Genomic DNA, 22,288 nt, shown 5'->3' on the forward strand with positions numbered 1-22,288 from the left:
CAAAATAGCGAAAGCTCATCTAAATTTACCCCTTACGCAAACCGACGATCCAGCGTCGTTTCCGCACGGGATTTATTCTGATTATTTTAGTAAGGAATCAACATCGCATATCCTCAGGACACGACAAATGAGCAGAATGATTCCCACACCAAACGCTGGTTATGATGCGCACAAACCCGCTGAAATCACCCGACTTGTCCGCCTATCCGGCGTGACCAAAGCAGAGATGCCCCTTCTGCCATTGATCACCCTATCAATTCTCGGCGGTGCCTTCATCTCTTTCGGGGCACTCTTTTACACCCAAACCACCTCAGGCTTTGTCGACATCAACGGCGCACTAAAACTTATGGGTGGCATCGCCTTCTCGCTGGGTCTCATCCTGGTTGTGATTGGCGGCGCAGAGCTGTTCACCGGCAATACGATGATTGTGATGGCCTATGTGGACCGGCACATCAGCACTGTTGCATTGATGCGCAATTGGACTGTCGTACTGATTGGCAATGCTTTGGGATGTGTTGCTGTACTGGCCTTGGTGCAGGGCGCAGGATTGCTTGATGGCAGCCATGGCGCACGGGCGGCAGCCATTGCGGAAGCCAAGAGCTCGCTCACACCTCTGGAGGCTTTCTGCCGTGGGATCCTGTGTAACGCGCTGGTATGCTTGGCAGTCTGGCTCGCGGTCTCCGCGCGCTCGACACTTGGAATGATCCTGTCGATCATCTGGCCAGTTTCGGCATTTGTCGCCATCGGCCTGGAACACTCCATCGCCAATATGTACCTGATTCCAGCAGGCGCACTCTCCGGGGCAGACATCAGTCTTGCAGCTCTGATGCACAACATCGTGCCAGTATTACTTGGCAACATCATCGGGGGCGCAGGAATCGTAGCGCTGGCCTATCGCCTTGCTTACGGTCGCAACCTTGCAGAAGAACAGGCGGTTGCCGCTGAATAAATCTGCACAAGGGGCCCACAGCGGGCCCCTTGTGCATCAAAGAAAAAGCGCAGCAGGGCATCCCCAGCTGCGCTTTGAAATCCACGAAAAGCGTGGCGCTTAGCTGACCTTGGTATAGGTGCCTCGCCCCGCCAGAATACCACGAAACCCACCCGGCTCATCCAATGGGAACACGATCAAGGGCAGATTGTTGTCCCGCGCCAGTGCAATCGCACTCGCATCCATAACCTTAAGGCGTTTGGTCAACACATCATCATAGCTGATGGCATCAAAACGCACCGCATCATCATGCTCTGCCGGGTCTTTGTCGTAAATCCCGTCCACACCGTTCTTGCCCATAAAGATTGCTTCACAGGCCATCTCATTGGCGCGCAGCGTCGCTGCCGTATCTGTGGTAAAATAAGGGTTGCCGGTCCCGGCCGCAAAAATACACACCCGCTTTTTCTCAAGGTGGCGCACAGCGCGACGACGGATGTAGGGCTCTGCCACCTCATCCATACGGATTGCACTGATCACGCGGGTGAACACGCCAAGGCTCTCAAGCGCACTCTGCATTGCAAGCGCATTCATCACTGTGGCCAGCATACCCATGTAGTCCGCCGTGGTGCGTTCCATACCCTGAGCTGCGCCAGACAAGCCGCGGAACACGTTGCCGCCACCAATCACCATGCAGATTTCAACACCCATGTCGTGAACAGATTTCACTTCCTTGGCGATGCGCTCAATTGTGGGGGGATGCATGCCAAAGCCCTGATCTCCCATCAACGCCTCCCCTGAAATCTTCAACATCACACGGTTAAAGGTCACCTCAGCGGTCCCGGCGGCGTCGGTCATATTGCACTCCATCTGCGCATCGTTTTAGGATTGCGGGCAAAATGTCGGAAAACGGGCGCAGGTTCAATGCGAGAGTTGCCTCCTTCCCGAACAAACTCTCAACTGTCAGGCAATCCCATGTCCAACTTGCCCCCCATTGCGCCGGATCAACCGGTTCTCATTGCCGGCCCAACCGCCAGTGGCAAAAGCGCGCTCGCTCTTGAAATTGCCGAAACTCATGGCGGCGTGATCCTCAATGCAGATGCCATTCAAGTATTTGATAATTGGCGTATTCTGACCGCTCGACCTCCGCAGGAAGACGAAGCGCGCGTGCCGCATCATCTGTATGGCCATATGCCCGGAGATGCCGAATATTCCGTGGGCCATTGGCTGCGTGATGTCGCGCCTTACCTCGCGAAAGGGCCACGTCCGATCATTGTCGGCGGCACAGGGCTTTACTTCACCGCGCTCACCAAAGGATTGGCAGACATTCCCGCAACACCGCCAGAACTACGCGAAGCGGCCAACGCCCGTGTGGCCGACGAAGGATTCGAGGCGCTCTTGGCTGAGCTTGATTCTGAAACCGCCGCACGCATCGACATCCAAAACCCGATGCGTGTGCAACGCGCCTGGGAAGTGCTCACCGCCACCGGACGCCCGCTGGCGGATTGGCAGGACAACACGCCGCCCCCTCTCCTTCCTCTCTCAGACACCTTGCCCATTGTGTTTGATGTGGACAAAGACTGGCTCAACAACCGCATTACCCGTCGGTTCGATATGATGCTGCAAGAGGGCGCTCTGGAAGAGGCAGAGGCGAACCTCGCGACTTACGATCCAGCACAGCTTTCGGCAAAAGCCATTGGCGCCCCCGAACTCATTGCCCATCTTCGTGGTGAAATCAGTCTCAAAGAGGCGCGCGCACGCGCCACCATCGCGACCCGACAGTTTGCCAAACGGCAACGCACATGGTTTCGCTCAAAGATGGCAGACTGGATCCACTACAGGCCCGACACAACAGCCTAACACAAAGGCAAAAGACACGCAGCAAAAGCGGCGGCGCACAGCCGGAACGACCAGCCATTAACCAAAAACTTGCCCGAATCCCCTATCCCGCTGTTTAGTCGCGCCATTGTGAAAGAGAAGACCATCAACATACCGTCCTTCATGACCCAACCCGGCTTTGGCACAGAGCCGATTGCGCCCCCTGCTGCGGTCAGACCAAGGGCGAAACCTGCCCCCCTGCGTAGCGGCAGTCAGCCCTTGGCTGACACAAGCGTCAAAAGCCTTGTAAGTGCACACACGACCGAACGCTGGCGACTGGAGCAATTGCATGTGGTCGACCACCACCGGCTCTACTGGACAACGCGGGGTCAGGGGCGCGCGCTCCTTGATGGGCGCCGCTGCGGCTTTGGGGCGCACAACGCTATTTTCGTACCAGCTGGTGCGGTGTTCGCCATCGAATTGGGCCCCCATGTTCAAGGGTTTGAGACGCGAATCCCAAACGATGGACGTGTACAATTGCCAACTGGGTGCCACCTCGTCCGCTTCAAAGATGGCATGGAACATTCTGAATTTACGTCCATGTTTGACGCCATGCGCAGAGAAACTCAAAATCAGCGCCCCTTTATGACCGAAGCACTGGCCGCCCATGCAAACCTTTTGTCCATCGCGCTCAAGCGCGCCATTGCAAATGAAACTGCGCAATCCCGCCTGCCCGCCAAAGAGCGCCTAGCCAAAGCATTTTGCGCCCTGCTGGCGCTTCAGTTCACATCAGGTCAGCCAATGGCCTGGTATGCGGCGGAACTGGGGATCACCCCGACCCACTTGACCCGAGTGTGTCGTCAATCAGCTGGTATCACAGCGGCAGAGATGCTTTCTCAAATGGTGCAACACCGCACCCGAAGTCTGCTTATAGAAAGTGACATGCCAATCAAGCGCATCGCAGATGCGATGGGTTTCGGCAGTGCCGCCTATTTCACACGTTTCTGCCAGCAGCACTTCGGTGCAGCGCCCAGCAAACTGCGCAAACAGGCGCACGGGCTTTGACGGTCAGCCGCCCAGAATGATCCGCACATAGTTACGGGTCTCTTTGTAAGGTGGCACCCCGCCATATTTCTCAACAGCATGCGGCCCCGCATTATAGGCCGCCAAGGCCAACCGCCAGCTGCCAAACTTCAGATACTGCTGCTTCAGATACCGCGCGCCACCCTCAAGATTCTGTCGTGGATCAAGAGGATCGACACGCAGCGCCTTCGCTGTGCCCGGCATCAATTGCGCAAGCCCAAGCGCCCCTTTGTGGGATTTTGCTGTGGCGTTCCAATTGCTTTCCTGCTGCACAAGCTTCAGAAACAGATCCACCGGGATACCATGCAATAATGCCGCCTCACGCGCCATTGCAAGATACGGCCCTTTATATTTGCCGTTGTAACTGCCATCGCCCCACTTTGAGGGCGTATAAACAGGCCGGGGCTTCAGTCGCACCGAATTGCGATACTGCTCAGACGCCCGCCCATCCAGCACACGTGTCTGATTTTTAAACAACCGGGCCTGAGACTTGCTTGAAACAGATTGCGCACCCGCTGTGCTGATCGTCAGACCAACCACAACCGTCGCGCCCGCAAGCGTCCCCAAATACCGTGCCATGACCCTGCGCATCAGCGCCCGCTCCACCATGATTCCAGTTTTTACATATCAAATCGTCACAATTTTTCCAGACACAGCGCCGTCATAAAGAAAATCTCCGCACCAAAGTGGCCCTCAAACCCAGCTTTTCCACAAGAAACTGCTTCCCATTCAGCACTTGCGGTGGTGTATGGTGAGCCAAATCGACTGATAGAATCCGTGGGAGTGATAGGCGTATGGCCGGATCGGTGAACAAAGTAATCCTCATTGGCAACCTGGGCCGCGACCCAGAAGTGCGTTCATTCCAAAACGGCGGCAAGGTCTGCAACCTGCGCATTGCCACCTCCGAAAACTGGAAAGACCGCAACACTGGTGAACGCCGTGAGCGCACCGAATGGCACTCGGTTGCAATCTTCAATGAAGGTCTCGTCCGTGTGGCAGAGCAGTACCTGCGCAAAGGCTCCAAAGTTTACATTGAAGGGCAGCTGCAAACCCGCAAATGGCAGGATCAGTCCGGCCAAGACCGCTACTCCACCGAGGTTGTGCTCCAAGGCTTTGGCTCTACGCTGACCATGTTGGATGGTCGCTCCGGTGGTGAAGGCGGCGGCGGATTTGGTGGTGGTGGCGGTGGCGGCTACGATCAAGGTGGCGGTTACGGCGGTGGCTATGATCAAGGCGGCGGTGGTGGCTTTGGCGGCGGCAATCAGGGCGGCGGCGCCCCAAGCCGTGACATGGACGACGAAATCCCGTTCTAAGCCACGCAAAACAGCGCGAAATCAGATCAGAAGGGTCGGCATAACGCCGGCCCTTTTTTCTGTATCAGGCGCTCACATCTGGAAATGCTGACTTGCCAGCCCCTTAAAACTAAGGGAAACTGGTCTTTAATACGCACTCATTTGTGTAAGAGAGTTCATGGTTAATAGGGGTGGCGCGCCCCGAGGCAGTCTCCCTCAAACGTCGCCGAATGAAGTGTGATCTCTCTGCAAAATTACAAAAATTTATCAGGGAGATGGACGTGTTTTCTTATTCTATTAAATCCTCAGTCGCTGCTGCATTTCTCGCAACGTCGGCCGCAGCGCCAGCAATGGCCAGCGATCTCGGGGCCGCCATTGCAGGCGCCATCGTGGGCGGGGCAATTGTCTCCAGCGCACAGAAGCAGAAACAACAGAAAGTCAAACGGCAATCCAACGCCGCCTATTATTCTGCGACACGCGCTCAAAACCGCGAAACCCAGAATGCGCTAAACTATTTTGGCTTCCCGGCAGGCACCCCGGATGGTGTGCTTGGCTCCCGCTCTCGGTCTGCCATTATGGGCTATCAAAGCTACGTCGGCTTTCCCGCAACAGGGCGACTCTCCCCCTATGAGCGGGACTTTCTTGTCTCGTCCTACAACCGCGCGCAAGTCGGCGGACCACAGGTGGTGAAGGCCATGCAAACCCATCAACACGGGGTACGCAGCCTGCTCACCACATGGTACGCCGAAGTGCACGGCGGCCCCTCTGGCACGATCTACGGCGGCATGCCGGTTGAGGTCTCAAACGCCATCGACGAAGTGGCGCAAAGCTCTGATCCGAGCGCCGAACAGCTCTTGCAACGCTCCGGTTTCATCCAACTCGCTGATCTGAACGGAGACGGCAAAACCGACTATATTCTCGATACATCGGTCTCCGGCAGTGCCTATTGGTGTGGCGCCAAAGACTGTACGGTGATGGTGTTTGCATCTGGCCCCAGTGGCTTCACCCGCAACGACTTTCTCAGCCATGTGGCCACCCCGGCAAGCTTTTCCTGCCACCAATCCACGTGTCGCTTAAACGAGTCGGCCACCACGGAAGTCGCCGCCGCCCCTGTGGCGCCGGTGGCACCCGCACCAACCGTTCCGGTCACTACCCCTGTCGTGGCTCAAGAACAGCCTGCGCAAGGGCTCAATAGCCTCACTCTATTTGAAACAACTCAGCCTGCCGCTCCGGAAAAATCACTTGCGGGCTATTGTGGCAAGGTCGGGCTGCTCACCAGTTCTAACGGCGGCTTCACGACTGTCTCCAAAATCACCGATCCTGATTTTGTGCTGAGCGAACAGTTCTGCCTGGCGCGCACCTACACTGTCGCCAATGGCGAAAAGCTCATGCAATCCGTTCAGGGTGCAACACAGGCGCAGGTAGATCAGCAATGTGATGCCTTTGGCCCCGTTCTTGCACCCTATGTTGGCAAACTGCCCACAGCAGCGCCTGCCCAACTGCTGTCTGAGGTGCAGAGCTTTGTGCTGAACTCCAACATGTCACTTGAGCAGCTTCAGGATACGGCCAAGATTTGCCTGTTCTCCGCCTATCGCCGCGATGACATGCAGGTCGCTCTGGGCTCTGCGCTCATCATGTCCGCCATTGGTCAAAAACCCTATGGCGAACTGATCGCCCATCATCTGCAGCATGGCTTTGGCCTTGCCCCAAATCCGGGCCAGGCACAGGCGTGGTATGCAATTGCAATTGAGGCGCTCACAAACGGGGCAGAACCCGTGTTTGCACCAGGCCAGACAGAACGCACAGCCCTACTGCAAACAGCTGTTTCCGCAGGATCGGGCACGTCTACACCGCTTGTCCAACCTGCCGCAGCCCTTCCAACCATATCGTTAGGTGACTGACAAACTGCTGGTTCCTCCCCCAGCACACTGGCCTCGGCGCGTCACCGCGCCGGGGTCATTTTGTGAAATCTGCTCAAATTCCCCCCCACGCCCTACCACGCGCGATTGAAGCGTCTTATGTTTTGCACAACAGACATCAAACCAAGGACATATCGTGCCAGAGTATCCGAATTTCGACAGCGCACTCACCGCTCGTTTGGTCGCCTATTGTGCCATCGACAGCCAAAGCGACGAGCATGCCACCAGCACACCAAGCACCGAAATTCAGCTGGATGTCTCCCGTCATCTGGTGGCGGAGCTGGAGCGCATAGGTGCCTCCGATGTCACACTCACCTCCTACGGTGCGGTGCTTGCCACGGTACCAGCAACGGATCCTGATGCGCCTACAATCGGCTTCTGTGCCCATGTGGACACCGCCCCACAGTTCAACGCCACAGGTGTGAAACCCCGCGTGATCCACGCATGGGATGGCACACCAATCACCTATCCAGACAATCCTGATCTGATCCTTTCTCCTGACACCTCCGCTTATCTCAAAGGCAAAGAAGGTGAAGACATCATCACGGCCTCTGGTCTCACACTTCTGGGAGCCGACGACAAGGCGGGCATCGCCATCATCATGACCATGGCAGAGCACCTTCTGACAACGCCGGGCCTCAAACACGGCAAGGTGCGCCTGGCTTTTACACCGGATGAGGAAATCGGACGCGGTGTGCATCCGGATCTGCCGGCCGATTTCGGCGTGGATTTCGCCTATACGCTCGATGGTGCACAGCGCGGCACTCTGGAATATGAGACGTTCTCAGCAGACGGCGCCGTGGTCACAATCACTGGCACCTCCGCCCACCCCGGATATGCCAAAGACAAGATGACCAACGCTCTGCATGTGGCTGCACAGATCGTGGCGGCCTTGGATGAAGCCGGCACCACACCCGAAACCACCTCAGGCCGCGAAAGCTTCACCCATATCTACGCCCAAGAAGGTGGCAGCTCCGAAACCACTCTGCGCTTCATCCTGCGCGCCTTTGAAATGGACGAATTGGAAGCCCAAGCCGATAGGCTGAAGGCCATTTGCGAAAAGGCAGCAACAGAGTTTCCAGGCGCGACTGTTTCCTGTGACATCACCAAACAATACCGCAACATGCGCTACTGGCTTGAACAGGATATGACGCCAGTGGAGCTGGCACGCGATGCCATTCGTGCCGAAGGGCTGGAGCCCAAATCCGTCCCCATTCGCGGTGGAACAGATGGCTCTCAGCTCACCGAAAAAGGTGTGCCCTGCCCCAATATCTTCACTGGTATGATGGAAATCCACGGCCCACTTGAATGGATTTCAGCGCAGGATATGGCCAGCGCAACGCGCGTCATTCTCAACCTGGTGCAACGCAACACTTAGCGCTCCTCCCTCTCGTCATGAGGCTTCGCCAGTTTTGACCGGCGGGCCTCCGCCGAGCTGAAAACACCTCACAGCTTCGTGAAAATCCGTGAATTTCATCCTCACGTACCCCTCCCATTGAACAAAACTGGGAGAGAACAATGAGTTTTTTTTGATGCCTTACTGAAACGCCTGCTGGAGCGTTTCAATCTTCACGATCCCGCACCGACCCCGCCGCCAGCACCAACTCAGACCATCGCCGAAATCGCATCCGCCAATGGGAACTTTGACATTCTTGTCGCCGCTCTTGATGCTGCCGGGCTCAAACAAACATTTCTGGATCCGGGCAATTTCACGGTCTTTGCCCCAACAGACGAAGCTTTTGAAATTCTGGCACGTGACACGCTCGGCATTGATACCAATGGGCTTACAGAAACCGAAATCGCTGTCGAAATCGTGACGGCTGTCGGTGTCTCGACACTCAAAGACATCCTGTTTTACCACGTCAAAGCTGGCAGCAGCTCCCTGCAAGAGGTGCAAGACAGCGGCTCGGTAGACACTCTGCTGAACGCCGCGAGCTTTGGCGTGGCGGGTGACACACTCAACGACAATGACCCAGATGTCGAGGATCCTGAGTTTGTCGAGGGGCTCACGGATATCAAAGCCACAAACGGTGTCATTCACGTCATCGATCGCGTCCTTCTGCCAATCGACGTGATGGAAGAGACTGCTCAACCAACCATTGCTGACATTGCTGGTGGCAATCCAGCCTTTGAAGCCCTTGTGGGCGCCCTTGTGGCAACAGGGCTTGTGGATCTCTTCACTGATCCAAACAATGACTTCACGGTCTTTGCCCCCACAGATGATGCCTTCCGCGCCCTTGCCCAAGAATTGGGCGTCGACACAACCGGACTTGCAGACGCCGATTTGCCCGGCGCGATTGTAGGCGCTGTTGGCATTGATCTTGTGCGAGATGTGCTACTTTACCATGTGCAGGCAGGCGGCCAGTCCCTTGCAGACATTAAAGAAGCGCGCCTGGTGGAAACCGCGCTAGAGGGCGGCCGGTTTGTGGTTGATGGCAACAGCCTCAACGATTCAGATCCCGGTCGCGCCAACCCCAACTTTGTCGAAGGCCTCACAGATATCGAAGCCTCTAACGGTGAGATCCACGTGATAGACGCGGTGCTTCTGCCAATTGATATCGCGGATGTATCCCCGATTCACGATCGCGGCGGCTTTGGCGACGATGTGCAGATCGGTGGCGCAACAGATGATTATCTGAGCGGCGGGTTCACAGGAGATGACATTCAGATCGGCGGTGCTGGCAACGACCGCATGTATGGCCGCTTGGGCGATGACATCCAGTTCGGTGGCAGTGGAAACGATCGTATGTTCGGCGGCTGGGGAAATGACCGTATAGATGGCGATGGCGGCAATGACCTGCTCAAAGGTGGGCGTGGAAACGACACGCTCGATGGCGGAGAAGGCAACGATGTCCTACGTGGCGGCAGTGGTCATGACACGCTGATCGGCGGAGAAGGCGATGATCGCCTATATGGAAACTGGGGCGCAGATGCGTTTGACTTCTCCGAACTCAGCGGAAATGACACAATCGGCGACTTTGGGCGCCATGACACGATCCTGCTAGATGCTGCAGAATTCGCCGATTATGCTGAGGTGATGGAAAACACCTCTTTCCGCGGGCACATTGCGACCATCGAAGGTGACGAAGGCTCCATTACCCTCAACGGACGCCATCTGGATGAAAGCGACTTTGTCTTTGTCTGACGCCCCAACACGGTGAGCCGAAACATCGGCTCACCCTCTCCAATGATTTAGCGCGCCGCCAGCTCTTGCGCGAGCAACTCGCGCACCACGTCTCGCGGTACATCCGCAGTCACAAAGGCCGCGCCAATCCCGCGCGCGAGGATAAAGCGCAACTGGCCATCCACGACCTTTTTATCCTGCCCCATCAAGTCAAGCAGCGCATCGGCATCCGGTAAATCGCCTGCAATGTCTTTCAGATCCACTTTCATGCCCATGTCACGCAGATGCTGTCGCACCCGGCTTGGATCTTCCTGCGCACAGAGGCCCAGCCGCGCGCTCAACTCAAACGCCAGCGCACAGCCCACAGCCACACCTTCGCCATGCAGCAGACGATCACCATAGCCCGTTGCCGCTTCAAGCGCATGACAGAAGGTATGCCCAAGGTTCAATAGCGCGCGATCCCCCTGTTCAGTCTCATCGCGCATCACAATTTCGGCTTTCATCTCACAAGAGCGTTTCACCGCCGCAATCCGCGCCGCCACATCACCCTCTGCCAGCTTCGGACCATTGGTTTCAAGCCAGTCAAAAAACTTGGCATCGCCCAGCAGACCATATTTGACCACCTCACCATAGCCTGCGAGGAAATCACGCGCAGGCAATGCAGCCAAAACATCAATATCCGCCAGCACCATCTTTGGCTGATGAAATGCGCCAACGAGGTTCTTGCCCAAGGGGCTGTTGATGCCGGTTTTGCCACCAACAGAGCTGTCCACCTGCGCCAGAAGGCTGGTTGGGATCTGAACAAACCCCACGCCCCGGCGCAATATGGCTGCGGCAAAACCGGTCAGATCCCCAATCACACCGCCGCCGAGCGCAACCACCAGATCACGCCGCTCTACGCGTTGCGCCAGCAGCCATTCCACGGTTTGCTCCAGATGCGCCCAGCCCTTGGTGCTTTCGCCCGCAGGCAACACCAACGCTTCCATGGTGACCCCGGCACTTTCCAACCCAGACCGCAAGGTGTCCAGATGCAGCGCAGCCACGTTTTCATCTGTGACAACACAGACTTGCTTGCGCGCCAGCATAGGTCCGATCAATGCCCCCGCCTGCGCCAACAGTCCGGGACCAATGTGAATATCGTATTCGCGCCCCTCAAGGCCCACATGTACCGTTTCCATCATCAGCTTGCCCCTTCCAGTACATCCGGGCGTTGATGGATCAACGCCTCTGCCACCCGCTCCGCCATCTCGTCAATGCTCAATCCCGCCTCTGCCAACACCGGCAGATCGGCGCGGCTATAAAGCGGCACCCGCGCCGCATAAATCTCTTCAAGAGTTTTTCGTGGATTGTCTGTCCGCAACAAGGGTCTTGTATCCTTGTGTTTCACACGCGACCACAACAGCTCCACATCCGCGTTCAGCCACACCGCAACGCCGCGCTCGGAAATCACAGCCCGGTTGGCCTCTGCCAGGTAGGCCCCCCCCCCGGTTGACAGGATGCAACGTTCTTCTTCCAGAAGTCGCCCGATCACCTGACTTTCTTTCTGTCGGAAAAACGCCTCGCCATCCCGGCTGAAAATCTCTGCAATGCTCATGTTGGCCGCCTTCTCGATTTCGGCATCTGAATCGATAAACGGAACATCAAGTTTGGCCGCCAAAGCGCGTCCAACAGCGGTTTTTCCTGCGCCCATCATGCCCACCAGCACAACGGTTTTCTTCAGTTCATAGCCCATGAAACGCCCACAATCGGCCAAGCCTTGCTCAAAATTAAGATTTTGGCATTGAATGACGTGATCTTGTGCAAAAGGCCAGTTATAAGTTGAAAAAAACGGGCAGGAATTTGAGGGGATTCATGGGCAAAGTCTTTCGGGCCTTAGTGGCTCTGTTGGTTTTGGCGGCAATCGCATTGGTGGTATATGCCTATGTTGGCCCAATTTTTGGGGCTGATTTTTCCGCAAAACAAACTGAAATCCGCATTCCTGTAGAGCTGCAAGGCGAAGAATGAGCCGTCTTAGCGGTCTGGGCACATGGCCCGTTCTGTTCAGCCTCGCTGCTGCGCCGGGCTTTGCTCAGAATGCAGACCCAGCCACCTCAGCTGAATCCCCGCTGTCTGCCATTGAGTGGCTGAACCCCACACCAACTGTCACGCTCGACATCGGCCTGCCGCCGGAAGAGCCCCCCGTTTCCGAAGGCCTCAGCACCCCCGACATTGCGATTTCCTCGCTGGACGACAACGGCCATGACGCTGCGGGCCTGCTGCCTTCCTCAGTAACCGGCCTGCCCGCATCGCTCTGGTCTGCCTCTCAGGCCACAGACCTCAGCACACTGGTGCGTGCGCAGCGCCCAGATGTGCTCCCTGCCATGCAGGCGCTGCTCTACACGCTGCTCTTGGCGGAGGCGGACGCACCGCGCAACGCAGGCGTGGCCAATGAACTGTTGATTGCCCGCATCGACAAACTGATCGAAATGGGCGCACTCGAACAGGCTGGCGCGCTTCTGGAACGTGCAGGTCCTGACACACCCGCGCTCTTTGCGCGCTGGTTTGATGTCACCCTTCTCATGGGAGAAGAGCAACGCGCCTGCGACGCGCTCATGCAAGCGCCGCATCTGGCACCTGATTACGCTGCCCGCATCTTCTGCACCGCACGTTCCGGGGATTGGCGAGCCGCCGCGCTGACCCTCGATACGGCAAAGGCACTTGGCCTAATCTCAGAGGAAATGGATGCTTTGCTGCTGCGTTTTCTTGATCCGGATCTCTTTGAGGGAGAGCCACTGCTTGTGGCTGCGGGCCCTGTCACGCCACTCAAGTTCCGCCTCTACGAAGCCATCGGCGAGACCCAGTCTACCACTGGCCTGCCCCGCGCCTATGCCCATGCCGATCTGCGTGATACCGCCGGATGGAAGGCCCAGCTTGAAGCCTCCGAACGACTGGCACGCACCTCTGCACTGCATGAAAACCGTCTGCTTGGCATCTACTCAGAGCGCAAACCCGCTGCCTCAGGTATGATCTGGGATCGCGTGGCCGCCCTGCAGGCCTTGGACGCCGCGATCGCAGCAAATGACACAGCCAAAGTTGCAGACACTCTTCCTGCAGCATGGGCCGCGATGCAGCAGGTCCACCTCGAAGTGCCCTTTGCACGCATCTATGGGCCAGCCTTGTTGAAGCTGCCCCTGCAGGGTGTGACCGCACGTCTGGCGCGCGACATCGCCCTCCTGTCTTCGGACTATGAGAAGGCCGCCCGCAGCGGCCCACGCGACTTTCTCGCAGGTCTTGCGCTTGGTGCACCACCCCGGGTCACCACCGATCCTGTCCACCGCGCGATTTCTGATGCATTCCACGGCGCCGGGGTGCCTCAGGATATTTCAACCATGCTTGCACGCGGCCAATTGGGCGAAGGCATCCTCACGGCCATGTCACTGATGGATGATGGTGCTGCGGGCAATCTCGGCGCGCTGACCGATGCGCTCGCCACATTGCGCGCTGTTGGCCTGGAAGACACCGCGCGCCGCGCTGCACTCCAAATTGCATTGCTGGACACGCGAGGCTGAGGCGATGGCACCCAGCACACAAAACCTATGGATCGAAACGTTTCTGGACGCGCAAGCCGCTGAGCTTGGCGCCTCCCCCAACACGCTCGCCGCCTATTTGCGCGACCTCACGAGCTTTGTTGAATGGGCCAAGCGTCGCTCCATCTCATTTGAAACCGCAACTCAGACCCAGATCGAAGACTATTTGCTCTTTTGTGATGCAGAAGGATTGGCCCAATCCACGCGCGCACGCCGCCTCTCTGCACTCAAACAGCTCTTTCGGTTTGCCTTTGAAGAAGGCTGGCGAGACAGCAACCCCGCCATTCAAATCCGCGGCCCAGGAAGATCCAAGCGCCTGCCCAAAACGCTCGAAGTCACAGAGGTCGATGCCCTACTCAAAGCCGCCCGTGAAACAGGCCGCAATCCGCAGGATCGCCTGCGCAACACCTGCCTGATGGAATTGCTCTATGCCACCGGCATGCGCGTGACAGAACTCGTAAGCCTCCCTGTCGCGGCCGCCCGCGGCAATCCACAGATGCTTCTGGTGCGCGGCAAAGGCGATAAAGAACGCATGGTTCCGCTGTCCCCACCCGCGCGCGAGGCGCTCTCTGCGTGGCTCTCCGTGCGCGACCGTGCAGAAGAGGACAAACAGACCAAAGGCAAGCCAGCCTCTCTCTTTCTCTTCCCGTCCCGTGGTGCGCTGGGTCACATCACTCGCAATTGGTTTCACACGCTAATCAAAGATCTCGCGATCACCGCAGGCGTGCCACCCGTGAAGGTTACGCCCCACACTCTGCGCCATGCGTTTGCCACCCATCTGCTGGCCAATGGCGCAGACCTGCGTGTGATCCAAACGCTTCTGGGACACGCCGATCTCTCGACCACCGAAATTTACACCCACGTGCTGGATGAACGTTTGCATGAGTTGGTGACAACCCATCACCCGCTGGCGCGCGAAGATGAAAGCCGCACAGAGAGTGGCACCCGCAAGTCCTCAGGCAAAACGTCCTCCGAAGGCCAATAACCGCTCACGAGTCCGTCATGGTAGCCTTGTGTCAGCCCCGCTTTCTGCATCTTCTGAAACGCCTGCGCCGTATCATAACACAACGTATGAAACGTCACCGTTTTTCCATCAAACACGGCGTATCGCGTGGCCTGCCCGCCATCATGTGGCGGCATGCCAATCACGCCAGCATTGATCCAGCGCACAGCGCCGATCTGGCGCTCAAAGGGGATACCACAATGCCCCGCCAACACCACATCCACGGCACCAACTTTGTCTGTGAGCGCCGCAATTTCTTCAGCAAATGCGGCCTCCGGTGACGTCTCCCACAAAAACCGCGCCACATCCGTGACGCCGCCATGTATCACCGCCACTCGCTGGCCAGCCAATTCGAAACAAACGATGTCGGGCAGTCCCCCCATCCAGGCTCGCGCAGCTTCGTCCACTTGCTGAGCGGCATAGCCATACCACCCCGCGGAAAGCAGATCACAAATGGTACCTTCCTCAAATCCACACCCGCAATCCACTGCGCCACTGGCCAACTGAATCTCACAGTTCCCAGCAACCACAATTGCGCCGCTCTCCCGCACAACGGCCACGGTTTCTGCTGGCTGCCCGCAATAGGCAACCACATCTCCTGTGCATATCAGATTGTGCCCCGCGATACCCTGCGCACGGGCCTCTTGCAGAACCGCCTGAGTTGCCTGCAAATTCGAATACGGCCCACCAAACACCAAAACCGGGCCTTCAAGCCTCCCCAAGTCCTGCATCTTTTGCGCCCCTAAGTGATCTTTGATCCAGCTCTATCCAATAGGGCCTCAGTCCCCCAATCACAAATCCGACAACGAAACGCGGATTTGCAGGCATCATGCCACCTCTTTCAAGCCTACGCCCCCTTGATCCGACTTCCCCCTGCACCCATAACAAATTTGACACGTCAAATGAGGATCTTATGGAGCCCGCAACGTCTATCGACACCGCATTTTGGATCACCGCTGGGGTGATTTTATTTTTGCTCATGCTCTCAGGCTTCTTTTCGGGCTCTGAAACCGCGCTCACAGCCGCCTCGCGCGGCAAGCTGCGTACGCAGGCCGACAAAGGCAGCCGCGGTGCGCAACGCGCCCTAGCGGTGACAGAGGACAGCGAGCGCCTTATCGGCTCTGTCCTTCTGGGCAACAACCTCGTGAATATCCTCGCAACCTCGCTCGCAACCGCGCTTTTCACACGCGCTTTTGGCGAAGGTGGCGTGGCCATGGCCACCTTGGTCATGACGCTGCTGGTTCTGATCTTTGCCGAAGTGCTGCCCAAAACCTACGCCATCACCCGGCCCGAAGACGCCGCCTCCACCGTGGCAGGCCCGATCAGCTTGATTGTCACCGTATTCTCACCGGTGGTATCTGCCGTGCGCATGCTGGTGCGCGCCGTGCTGCGCCTTTTTGGCGTGGAAACGGACCCGGACAGCCAAATTCTCGCCGTGCGCGAAGAAATCGCTGGCGCCATTCAGCTCGGCCACTCCGAAGGAATCGTGGAAAAAGAAGACCGCGACCGCATCCTCGGTGCGCTCGACCTATCTGACCGCACCGTCGAAGAGATCATGCTCCACCGCTCAGGCATCGAAATGATCAACGCAGATGACAGCCCCGCTGACATTCTCAATCAGTGTCTGGAAAGCAACCACACCCGCCTGCCTGTGTTCAAGGATGAGCCGGAAAACATCATTGGTGTGGTCCACGCCAAAGACCTGTTCCGCGCAATGTATCGCCGGGTGCGCGAGGCAGACACGTCACCAGAACGCATGACTGACATTGTCTTGGATGAGGTTGCCAAAGAGCCCTATTTCGTACCCGAAACCACTGCGTTGGACGATCAGATGCGCGAATTTTTGCGCCGCCACGCGCACTTCGCGCTTGTCGTGGACGAATACGGCTCGCTTCAGGGCCTGATCACGCTTGAGGACATCCTTGAGGAGATCGTCGGCGAAATCACCGACGAATTTGACGAAGATGGCGACCATCAGATCAGCAAGTCCGAAGATGGTCAGTTCCTAATTGAAGGGGCCATGACCATCCGTGATCTCAACCGGGCAACCGATTGGAACCTGCCAGATGATGAGGCCAACACCGTTGCTGGTCTGGTGATCCATGAGGCGCAGATGATCCCAACGGTCGGACAGGTGTTCTCCTTCCATGGCTTCCGCTTTGAGGTCACAGGCCGCGAGGCCAACCGCATTACCGGCCTGAAAATCCGTCCACTCTAGGCGCTGCCCTTCCCACAGGCCCATTGCGTGATATGCCGTATCATCAAAATGAATGGGCCTGTGTCGCGTTCTGACTTGCCGACAACTCGCCGACACGCCACTGCTGCCAGGACACTCGCGCGGCACAGGCTCCCCCATGCACAACGTACACGGCATTCTCATCATCATTGCAGCCATGCTTGGCTTCACGCTTGAGGACATGTTCATCAAGGCGCTTTCGGCCAGCCTGCCTGTCGGCCAAATCTTGATGTCGCTGGGGATCGGATCTGGCAGCGTTTTTGCAATCCTCGCTATCGCGCGCCGTGATCGGATTTTTGCACCAGCGGCCTGGTCGCCCATCATGATGTTGCGCACGCTGTCCGAGGCCCTTGGCGCTGTGCTCTTTGCCACAGCCCTTGCGCGGGTTGATCTCTCTACTGTGGCCGCGGTGTTCCAAACCCTGCCGCTGGTGATCACACTTGGCGCAGCACTTTTCCTTGGCGAGGCCGTCGGCTGGCGGCGCCTCACTGCGATCCTTGTTGGTTTCTTCGGCGTGATGCTGATCATCCGCCCCGGCACTGCTGGCTTTGATCCCAACGCCCTATTGGTGCTGGGCGCTGTGCTGGCCGTTGCTGTCCGCGATTTAATCACCCGCAGAATTGATGCCTCTGTCTCGTCCTTCGTGGTTTCTTTCCAGAGTTTTGCATCGCTGATCCCTGCTGGGATGTTGCTGCAAATGCTAAACACCAGCACTTATGAAGCTCTCAGCCACTCGCATCTCTTAATGTTTGCAGGTGCCGTTGTTTTTGGCGCGGCGGGCTATTGGGGCGTCGTTACCGCCCTGCGCATTGGCGAAGCATCCGTTGTTGCGCCCTTCCGCTACTCTCGCCTGCTGTTTTCCATCCTGATCGGTATGCTGGTGTTTTCAGAGCGCCCCGACATGCTCACGCTGCTTGGGGCAAGCCTGATCATTGGGTCGGGTCTCTTCACCTTCTTGCGCGAACAGCGGCTCGCCCAAACCCACCGCACAGCCCAAAGCGCTTGATCGCCTTTAGGAAAGCGCTCAAAAAGCAACGCGGCCTAACTGTTAGCCCTAACCTCAAGAAAAACCACCGTTAGCGCTACCAAATGCCGTTTACTTTTGGGCCTGCCCTGCTATAGCTGCCTCAACAATTGACCAGTGCAGGGACCCCCAAGATGAGCACCATCATTGATATCTTCGCCCGTGAAATTCTCGACAGCCGCGGCAACCCCACCGTCGAAGTCGACGTGATCCTCGAAGACGGCACCATGGGCCGCGCCGCTGTCCCATCAGGCGCTTCCACCGGCGCACATGAAGCAGTTGAAAAGCGTGATGGCGACAAATCCCGCTACATGGGCAAAGGCGTGCTTGAGGCGGTCAACGCCGTGAACGGTGAAATCGCCGAAGCTCTGGTGGGCATGGACGTGACTGAGCAGGTCGCCATTGACACCGCAATGATCGAACTCGACGGCACCCCAAACAAGGGCCGCCTTGGCGCCAACGCCATCCTCGGCGTGTCACTCGCAGCCGCCAAAGCCGCCGCAGATCACACCGCACAACCCCTCTTCCGCTATGTGGGCGGCACCTCCGCGCGCGTACTGCCGGTTCCAATGATGAACATCATCAACGGCGGCGAGCACGCCGACAACCCGATCGACATTCAGGAATTCATGATCATGCCTGTCTCTGCGGCCAATATCCGCGAAGCCATCCGCATGGGCGCTGAAGTGTTCCACACCCTGAAAAAAGAACTGTCTGCAGCAGGCTACAACACCGGCATCGGCGACGAGGGCGGCTTTGCTCCAGCACTGGAAAGCACCCGCGTCGCGCTGGACTTCATCAAAACCTCCGTTGAAAAAGCCGGCTACAAACTGGGCGAAGACATCTACCTCGCCCTCGATTGCGCCTCTTCTGAGTATTACAAAGACGGCAAATACGAGATGGTCGGCGAAGGCAAATCCCTGACATCTGCAGAAAACGCGCAATACCTCGCAGACCTCTGCAACGACTACCCCATCATCTCCATCGAAGACGGTATGGACGAAGACGACTGGGAAGGCTGGAAACTGCTGACCGACATGATCGGTGACAAGGTGCAGCTGGTGGGTGACGATCTATTTGTGACCAACCCAACCCGTCTGGCAGACGGCATTGCGCAAGGCGTGGCCAACTCCATGCTGGTGAAAGTGAACCAGATCGGCTCCCTGACCGAAACGCTGAAGGCTGTCGATATGGCCCACCGCGCGCGCTACACAAACGTGATGTCCCACCGTTCTGGCGAAACCGAAGACGCCACCATCGCCGACCTCGCCGTGGCCACCAACTGCGGCCAGATCAAAACCGGCTCCCTGTCCCGCTCTGACCGTCTGGCGAAATACAACCAGTTGATCCGCATCGAAGAAGCGCTGGGCGAAACCGCCGAATACGCAGGCCGTTCGATCTTGAAATAACCGTAGGGTGCGCATTCACTGCGCACCGCCATCGAAATCGGTGATGAAAGGCGGCTCCATGAGCCGCCTTTTTTCTTGCGCTTTGCGCTGCATATGGCCCTATGGAGCCAAAAGAAATTGGACTTACCCAAATGACCGCCGATCAAATCATCGCCCAGCTCAACCTCGCCCCGCACCCAGAGGGCGGCCACTACCGCCAGACATGGATCGCCGACGCTCCAGAGGGCACACGCCCCGCTGGCACAGCGATCTATTTCCTGCTGAAGGCAGGTGAGGTCTCACATTGGCACCGCGTCGATGCCGCCGAAATCTGGCACTATTACGCGGGCGCGCCGCTGATCCTGTCGCTCTCGGAAACTGGCGCTGGCCCGGCGCAAGATCTGACCCTCGGCCCGGATCTCGCTGCAGGCCAGCTGCCACAGCACATCGTGCCACCCCATCACTGGCAGGCCGCACGCAGCACGGGCGACTGGACCCTTGTCGGCTGCACGGTCTCCCCCGCTTTCCAATTCGAAGGCTTTGAGCTCGCGGCCCCCGGCTTTGACATCCCGCGATGAGCGTACCGCTGAGCCACAAGGAGGCCCTTGCGCGCCTTACGCCGGACCGCCGCAGCGTGCTGCAAACCCGCTCTGACGCCGCAGGCCTGCGTCACCTCGCGCTCTATCTCGGCGCGCTTGTCCTCTGTGCCCTCTGGGTCGGCCTGCGCGCCCCGCTCTGGCCGCTGATGCTCCTGCCGCTCGGCGTGCTCTTGGTGTTTCTCTTCACGCTCAGCCACGAATGCACCCACGACACGCCGTTTGCCACCCGCTGGATCAACCGTGCGGTGGGCCACGCCTGCGCTCTGCCGCTGATACTGCCTTTCACATGGTTTCGCGCCTTTCACATGGCACATCACAAATTCACCAATGATCCCCAGCGCGACCCGGAGCTGGCGGGCGGCCCCCGCCCGGACACATGGCGCAGTTATCTGCTTTATCTCTCCGGCCTAAGCTACTGGCAAGCAGCGGTAAAAACGCTTCTTCAGAACGCCTTTGGCACGCTTGACGCCCCCTATCTGCCAGCCCGCAAACACGCCGCCATGCGCAGCGAGGCCCGCATTCTACTCGCGCTCTACTTCCTTGTCTTTGCCAGCCTACTGGTCTCGCCACTCATTTTCTGGATCTGGATTATGCCCAGCCTGATTGGCCAGCCTTTCCTGCGCGCCTATCTTTTGGCAGAGCACGGCCGCTGCCCGCCAGTGGCAAATATGCTGGAAAACTCCCGTACCACTCACACCAATCGTCTGGTGCGTTTTATGGCCTGGAACATGCCCTATCACGCAGAGCATCACGCCTTCCCAAACGTGCCTTTCCACCAACTCCCAGCACTGCATGAAGATCTAAAGGTGCATCTGCAGAGCACGTCAGGTGGCTACGCGGCCTTTCATAGCGAATACCAATCTGGCCTGACGTCCGGGCGGTAGACGGGCTCACCCCTGCGGCACACTCACCGTGCCGCCGCCCACCATCGCCATCACACCCGTTGTACTTGGCGCAGAGGTCGGAAGGCCGCGCGCCACACGCACCGCCAGATAGGCAAAGGCCTGCGCCTCCAGCATGTCGCCATCCAGTCCCACATCCTCCACGGGCACCACCGGACAGTCCAGCGACACACGCAGCATCTCCATCAGCACCGGATTGTGCCGCCCGCCTCCGGTCACCAACACGCGGCTTGGCGGCACCGGACAATGTACCATCCCCTGCACGACACTGGCGGCACACATGGCTGTCATCGTGGCCGCCGCATCTGCATCAGACAGCTCGCGCACCAGATCCATCATTTCCGGAAAGTCATTCCGGTCCAGAGACTTGGGCGGCATACGCGAGAAGTAGGCCTCTTGCAAAAACAACTCCAGCGCGCCCGTGGCCACGGTGCCCTGCGCGGCAATCTTCCCGCCTTCGTCAAACGCCAATCCACGCCGTGCACGCAGCAAATCATTCAGCGGCGCATTTGCCGGCCCGGTGTCAAACGCTAGCAAAGCCCCCTCTGCCTCTGGCCCCTCTTTGCGCGGATCCACCCATGTGATGTTGCCAACACCGCCCAGGTTCAAAAACGCCACCGGCTCACAGGCGCCAAACCACTTGGCACAGGCAAAATGAAAAAACGGCGCAAGCGGTGCGCCTTCTCCCCCCAACTCCACGTCAGCACTGCGGAAATCCCAGACCACAGGCACACCCAGCGCCTCAGACAGCGCCTGCCCGTCGCCCACCTGGCACGTGCCACGGCCCCGTGGCTCATGCGCAAGCGTCTGACCGTGAAAGCCAATCAGATCAATCTCTTCAAACCGGCCCAGAACCTCTGCATGTGCCGCCTCAATGACCTTGGCAGCTGCCGTCGCTTCAACGCCGCCCCAATGGCCCAGCGCCTTGGTCAACACAGCCTGTTCATCTGCAGAATAGGCCCGATACTCACTGGGTCCAAAGCTATGAATTGTGACGCCGTCGGTTTCCACCACAGCGGCATCAACCCCATCCAAAGACGTGCCGGACATGGCGCCCAGCGCCACCTGAACCGCGTCAGCTCCCTGACCTTTCGCCATGCCTGATCCTTCCGCTCACCTCAGCGCCCGGCTTATGCGCCGGTTTGGCCAACTCATAAAGGATCAGCGCCCCACCACGCCACAACAAAAAAAACACGCCTTGATGAAAGGCAGAGCACGGGCACCTGTCTCAGGCCAATCACCAAGGCGTGGAAACAAAACATCTGGCACTCTGTCGGTTCGGGCAAGTTGGGGATCCCGAAAGACACAGACAGAGGGAATTAGTTGCCTCCGTTTTGATAGTTTGAATTCAGCTTCATCCTGCCCCCAATGGCCGCAAAACCAACGCAGATCCAGAACACTTGAAACGG

Annotated in this window: 21 protein-coding genes; 15 read left to right on the forward strand and 6 right to left on the reverse strand. The window is 58.0% G+C overall.

The features are described from left to right. The first annotated feature begins 127 nt into the window (after positions 1-127). Positions 128-949 (forward strand): formate/nitrite transporter family protein, encoded by an 822-nt coding sequence (locus J7413_RS07280; RefSeq protein WP_209097416.1) that lies wholly within the window; start codon positions 128-130, stop codon positions 947-949. A 99-nt stretch (positions 950-1,048) separates the two neighbouring features. Here the strand turns inward: J7413_RS07280 and pyrH are convergent, their stop codons facing one another. Next, positions 1,049-1,783, reverse strand: coding sequence for a UMP kinase (gene pyrH, locus J7413_RS07285; RefSeq protein ID WP_247743390.1), 735 nt, complete (start codon positions 1,781-1,783; stop codon positions 1,049-1,051). A 117-nt stretch (positions 1,784-1,900) separates the two neighbouring features. On the opposite strand from pyrH, the gene miaA reads away from it, so the two are divergent. Both miaA and J7413_RS07295 read left to right on the forward strand, forming a co-directional pair. Further along, positions 1,901-2,785 (forward strand): tRNA (adenosine(37)-N6)-dimethylallyltransferase MiaA, encoded by an 885-nt coding sequence (miaA, locus tag J7413_RS07290; protein WP_247743391.1) that lies wholly within the window; start codon positions 1,901-1,903, stop codon positions 2,783-2,785. A gap of 237 nt (positions 2,786-3,022) precedes the next feature. Beyond that, entirely contained in the window at positions 3,023-3,808 is a 786-nt protein-coding gene (locus J7413_RS07295) for a helix-turn-helix domain-containing protein (RefSeq protein ID WP_209097419.1), read from the forward strand. A 3-nt stretch (positions 3,809-3,811) separates the two neighbouring features. On the opposite strand, the gene J7413_RS07300 is transcribed toward J7413_RS07295, so the two are convergent. Beyond that, on the reverse strand, positions 3,812-4,405 hold the full coding sequence (locus tag J7413_RS07300; RefSeq protein WP_209097420.1) for a lytic transglycosylase domain-containing protein: 594 nt from the start codon (positions 4,403-4,405) through the stop codon (positions 3,812-3,814). 215 nt (positions 4,406-4,620) lie between these two features. Between J7413_RS07300 and J7413_RS07305 the strand changes: the two genes are divergently transcribed. The 4 genes from J7413_RS07305 to J7413_RS07320 all read left to right on the forward strand — a co-directional run bounded on the left by J7413_RS07305 (position 4,621) and on the right by J7413_RS07320 (position 10,182). Further along, complete coding sequence (locus J7413_RS07305; RefSeq protein ID WP_209097421.1) at positions 4,621-5,139, forward strand: single-stranded DNA-binding protein; 519 nt, start codon at positions 4,621-4,623, stop codon at positions 5,137-5,139. A gap of 329 nt (positions 5,140-5,468) precedes the next feature. Then, the gene (locus tag J7413_RS07310) at positions 5,469-7,019 is read left to right on the forward strand and encodes a peptidoglycan-binding domain-containing protein (protein ID WP_247743392.1); all 1,551 of its coding nucleotides are present in this window, start codon (positions 5,469-5,471) and stop codon (positions 7,017-7,019) included. 154 nt (positions 7,020-7,173) lie between these two features. Then, entirely contained in the window at positions 7,174-8,415 is a 1,242-nt protein-coding gene (pepT, locus tag J7413_RS07315; protein WP_209097423.1) for a peptidase T, read from the forward strand. A 270-nt stretch (positions 8,416-8,685) separates the two neighbouring features. Continuing rightward, entirely contained in the window at positions 8,686-10,182 is a 1,497-nt protein-coding gene (locus tag J7413_RS07320) for a fasciclin domain-containing protein (RefSeq protein WP_348538733.1), read from the forward strand. 47 nt (positions 10,183-10,229) lie between these two features. On the opposite strand, the gene aroB is transcribed toward J7413_RS07320, so the two are convergent. Both aroB and J7413_RS07330 read right to left on the reverse strand, forming a co-directional pair. Then, positions 10,230-11,342, reverse strand: a complete 1,113-nt coding sequence (gene aroB, locus J7413_RS07325; RefSeq protein WP_209097425.1) for a 3-dehydroquinate synthase — start codon at positions 11,340-11,342, stop codon at positions 10,230-10,232. Next, positions 11,342-11,893, reverse strand: coding sequence for a shikimate kinase (locus J7413_RS07330; RefSeq protein ID WP_209097426.1), 552 nt, complete (start codon positions 11,891-11,893; stop codon positions 11,342-11,344). Before J7413_RS07330 ends, aroB begins: the two co-directional genes overlap by 1 nt. 65 nt (positions 11,894-11,958) lie before the next feature. On the opposite strand from J7413_RS07330, the gene J7413_RS07335 reads away from it, so the two are divergent. The 3 genes from J7413_RS07335 to J7413_RS07345 are packed head-to-tail and all read left to right on the forward strand — an operon-like array spanning position 11,959 to position 14,712. Beyond that, positions 11,959-12,165, forward strand: a complete 207-nt coding sequence (locus J7413_RS07335) for a hypothetical protein (RefSeq protein WP_209097736.1) — start codon at positions 11,959-11,961, stop codon at positions 12,163-12,165. After that, positions 12,162-13,709, forward strand: coding sequence for a hypothetical protein (locus J7413_RS07340; RefSeq protein ID WP_247743393.1), 1,548 nt, complete (start codon positions 12,162-12,164; stop codon positions 13,707-13,709). The genes J7413_RS07335 and J7413_RS07340 overlap by 4 nt, the downstream gene beginning before the upstream one ends. 4 nt (positions 13,710-13,713) lie before the next feature. Further along, positions 13,714-14,712: a site-specific tyrosine recombinase XerD gene (locus J7413_RS07345; RefSeq protein ID WP_209097427.1), complete on the forward strand. Its 999-nt coding sequence runs from the start codon at positions 13,714-13,716 to the stop codon at positions 14,710-14,712. On the opposite strand, the gene J7413_RS07350 is transcribed toward J7413_RS07345, so the two are convergent. Then, positions 14,628-15,461, reverse strand: a complete 834-nt coding sequence (locus J7413_RS07350; protein WP_209097428.1) for a metallophosphoesterase family protein — start codon at positions 15,459-15,461, stop codon at positions 14,628-14,630. The genes J7413_RS07345 and J7413_RS07350 overlap by 85 nt on opposite strands. Before the next feature lie 182 nt (positions 15,462-15,643). On the opposite strand from J7413_RS07350, the gene J7413_RS07355 reads away from it, so the two are divergent. From J7413_RS07355 to J7413_RS07375, 5 genes are all read left to right on the forward strand, one after another. Next, positions 15,644-16,948: an HlyC/CorC family transporter gene (locus J7413_RS07355; protein WP_209097429.1), complete on the forward strand. Its 1,305-nt coding sequence runs from the start codon at positions 15,644-15,646 to the stop codon at positions 16,946-16,948. 136 nt (positions 16,949-17,084) lie between these two features. Then, complete coding sequence (locus tag J7413_RS07360; RefSeq protein ID WP_209097430.1) at positions 17,085-17,972, forward strand: DMT family transporter; 888 nt, start codon at positions 17,085-17,087, stop codon at positions 17,970-17,972. A gap of 152 nt (positions 17,973-18,124) precedes the next feature. Then, a complete protein-coding gene (gene eno / locus J7413_RS07365) occupies positions 18,125-19,399 on the forward strand; it encodes a phosphopyruvate hydratase (RefSeq protein WP_209097431.1) in 1,275 nt (424 codons plus the stop codon). Positions 19,400-19,530: 131 nt separating this feature from the next. Beyond that, positions 19,531-19,956 carry a cupin domain-containing protein gene (locus tag J7413_RS07370; protein WP_209097432.1) on the forward strand — a complete coding sequence of 142 codons (426 nt, stop codon included), beginning with the start codon at positions 19,531-19,533 and terminating at the stop codon, positions 19,954-19,956. Next, positions 19,953-20,861: a fatty acid desaturase gene (locus J7413_RS07375; RefSeq protein ID WP_209097433.1), complete on the forward strand. Its 909-nt coding sequence runs from the start codon at positions 19,953-19,955 to the stop codon at positions 20,859-20,861. The genes J7413_RS07370 and J7413_RS07375 overlap by 4 nt, the downstream gene beginning before the upstream one ends. 6 nt (positions 20,862-20,867) lie before the next feature. Here J7413_RS07375 and J7413_RS07380 read toward each other — a convergent pair whose 3' ends face one another. After that, positions 20,868-21,977, reverse strand: a complete 1,110-nt coding sequence (locus J7413_RS07380; RefSeq protein WP_209097434.1) for an anhydro-N-acetylmuramic acid kinase — start codon at positions 21,975-21,977, stop codon at positions 20,868-20,870. Positions 21,978-22,288 lie beyond the last annotated feature (311 nt).

The sequence above is a fragment of the Shimia sp. R10_1 genome (assembly GCF_017744095.1).
Lineage (GTDB): Bacteria > Pseudomonadota > Alphaproteobacteria > Rhodobacterales > Rhodobacteraceae > Shimia.

What these genes read in the sequence shown, in the direction of transcription:
- J7413_RS07280 (WP_209097416.1), top strand. Translation starts at nt 128, where the DNA reads ATGAGCAGAATGATTCCCACACCAAACGCTGGTTATGATGCGCACAAA.
- pyrH (WP_247743390.1), bottom strand. Translation starts at nt 1,783, where the DNA reads ATGACCGACGCCGCCGGGACCGCTGAGGTGACCTTTAACCGTGTGATG.
- miaA (WP_247743391.1), top strand. Translation starts at nt 1,901, where the DNA reads ATGTCCAACTTGCCCCCCATTGCGCCGGATCAACCGGTTCTCATTGCC.
- J7413_RS07300 (WP_209097420.1), bottom strand. Translation starts at nt 4,405, where the DNA reads ATGGCACGGTATTTGGGGACGCTTGCGGGCGCGACGGTTGTGGTTGGT.
- J7413_RS07305 (WP_209097421.1), top strand. Translation starts at nt 4,621, where the DNA reads ATGGCCGGATCGGTGAACAAAGTAATCCTCATTGGCAACCTGGGCCGC.
- J7413_RS07310 (WP_247743392.1), top strand. Translation starts at nt 5,469, where the DNA reads ATGGCCAGCGATCTCGGGGCCGCCATTGCAGGCGCCATCGTGGGCGGG.
- aroB (WP_209097425.1), bottom strand. Translation starts at nt 11,342, where the DNA reads ATGATGGAAACGGTACATGTGGGCCTTGAGGGGCGCGAATACGATATT.
- J7413_RS07330 (WP_209097426.1), bottom strand. Translation starts at nt 11,893, where the DNA reads ATGGGCTATGAACTGAAGAAAACCGTTGTGCTGGTGGGCATGATGGGC.
- J7413_RS07340 (WP_247743393.1), top strand. Translation starts at nt 12,162, where the DNA reads ATGAGCCGTCTTAGCGGTCTGGGCACATGGCCCGTTCTGTTCAGCCTC.
- J7413_RS07345 (WP_209097427.1), top strand. Translation starts at nt 13,714, where the DNA reads ATGGCACCCAGCACACAAAACCTATGGATCGAAACGTTTCTGGACGCG.
- J7413_RS07350 (WP_209097428.1), bottom strand. Translation starts at nt 15,461, where the DNA reads ATGCAGGACTTGGGGAGGCTTGAAGGCCCGGTTTTGGTGTTTGGTGGG.
- J7413_RS07355 (WP_209097429.1), top strand. Translation starts at nt 15,644, where the DNA reads ATGGAGCCCGCAACGTCTATCGACACCGCATTTTGGATCACCGCTGGG.
- J7413_RS07360 (WP_209097430.1), top strand. Translation starts at nt 17,085, where the DNA reads ATGCACAACGTACACGGCATTCTCATCATCATTGCAGCCATGCTTGGC.
- eno (WP_209097431.1), top strand. Translation starts at nt 18,125, where the DNA reads ATGAGCACCATCATTGATATCTTCGCCCGTGAAATTCTCGACAGCCGC.
- J7413_RS07370 (WP_209097432.1), top strand. Translation starts at nt 19,531, where the DNA reads ATGACCGCCGATCAAATCATCGCCCAGCTCAACCTCGCCCCGCACCCA.
- J7413_RS07375 (WP_209097433.1), top strand. Translation starts at nt 19,953, where the DNA reads ATGAGCGTACCGCTGAGCCACAAGGAGGCCCTTGCGCGCCTTACGCCG.
- J7413_RS07380 (WP_209097434.1), bottom strand. Translation starts at nt 21,977, where the DNA reads ATGGCGAAAGGTCAGGGAGCTGACGCGGTTCAGGTGGCGCTGGGCGCC.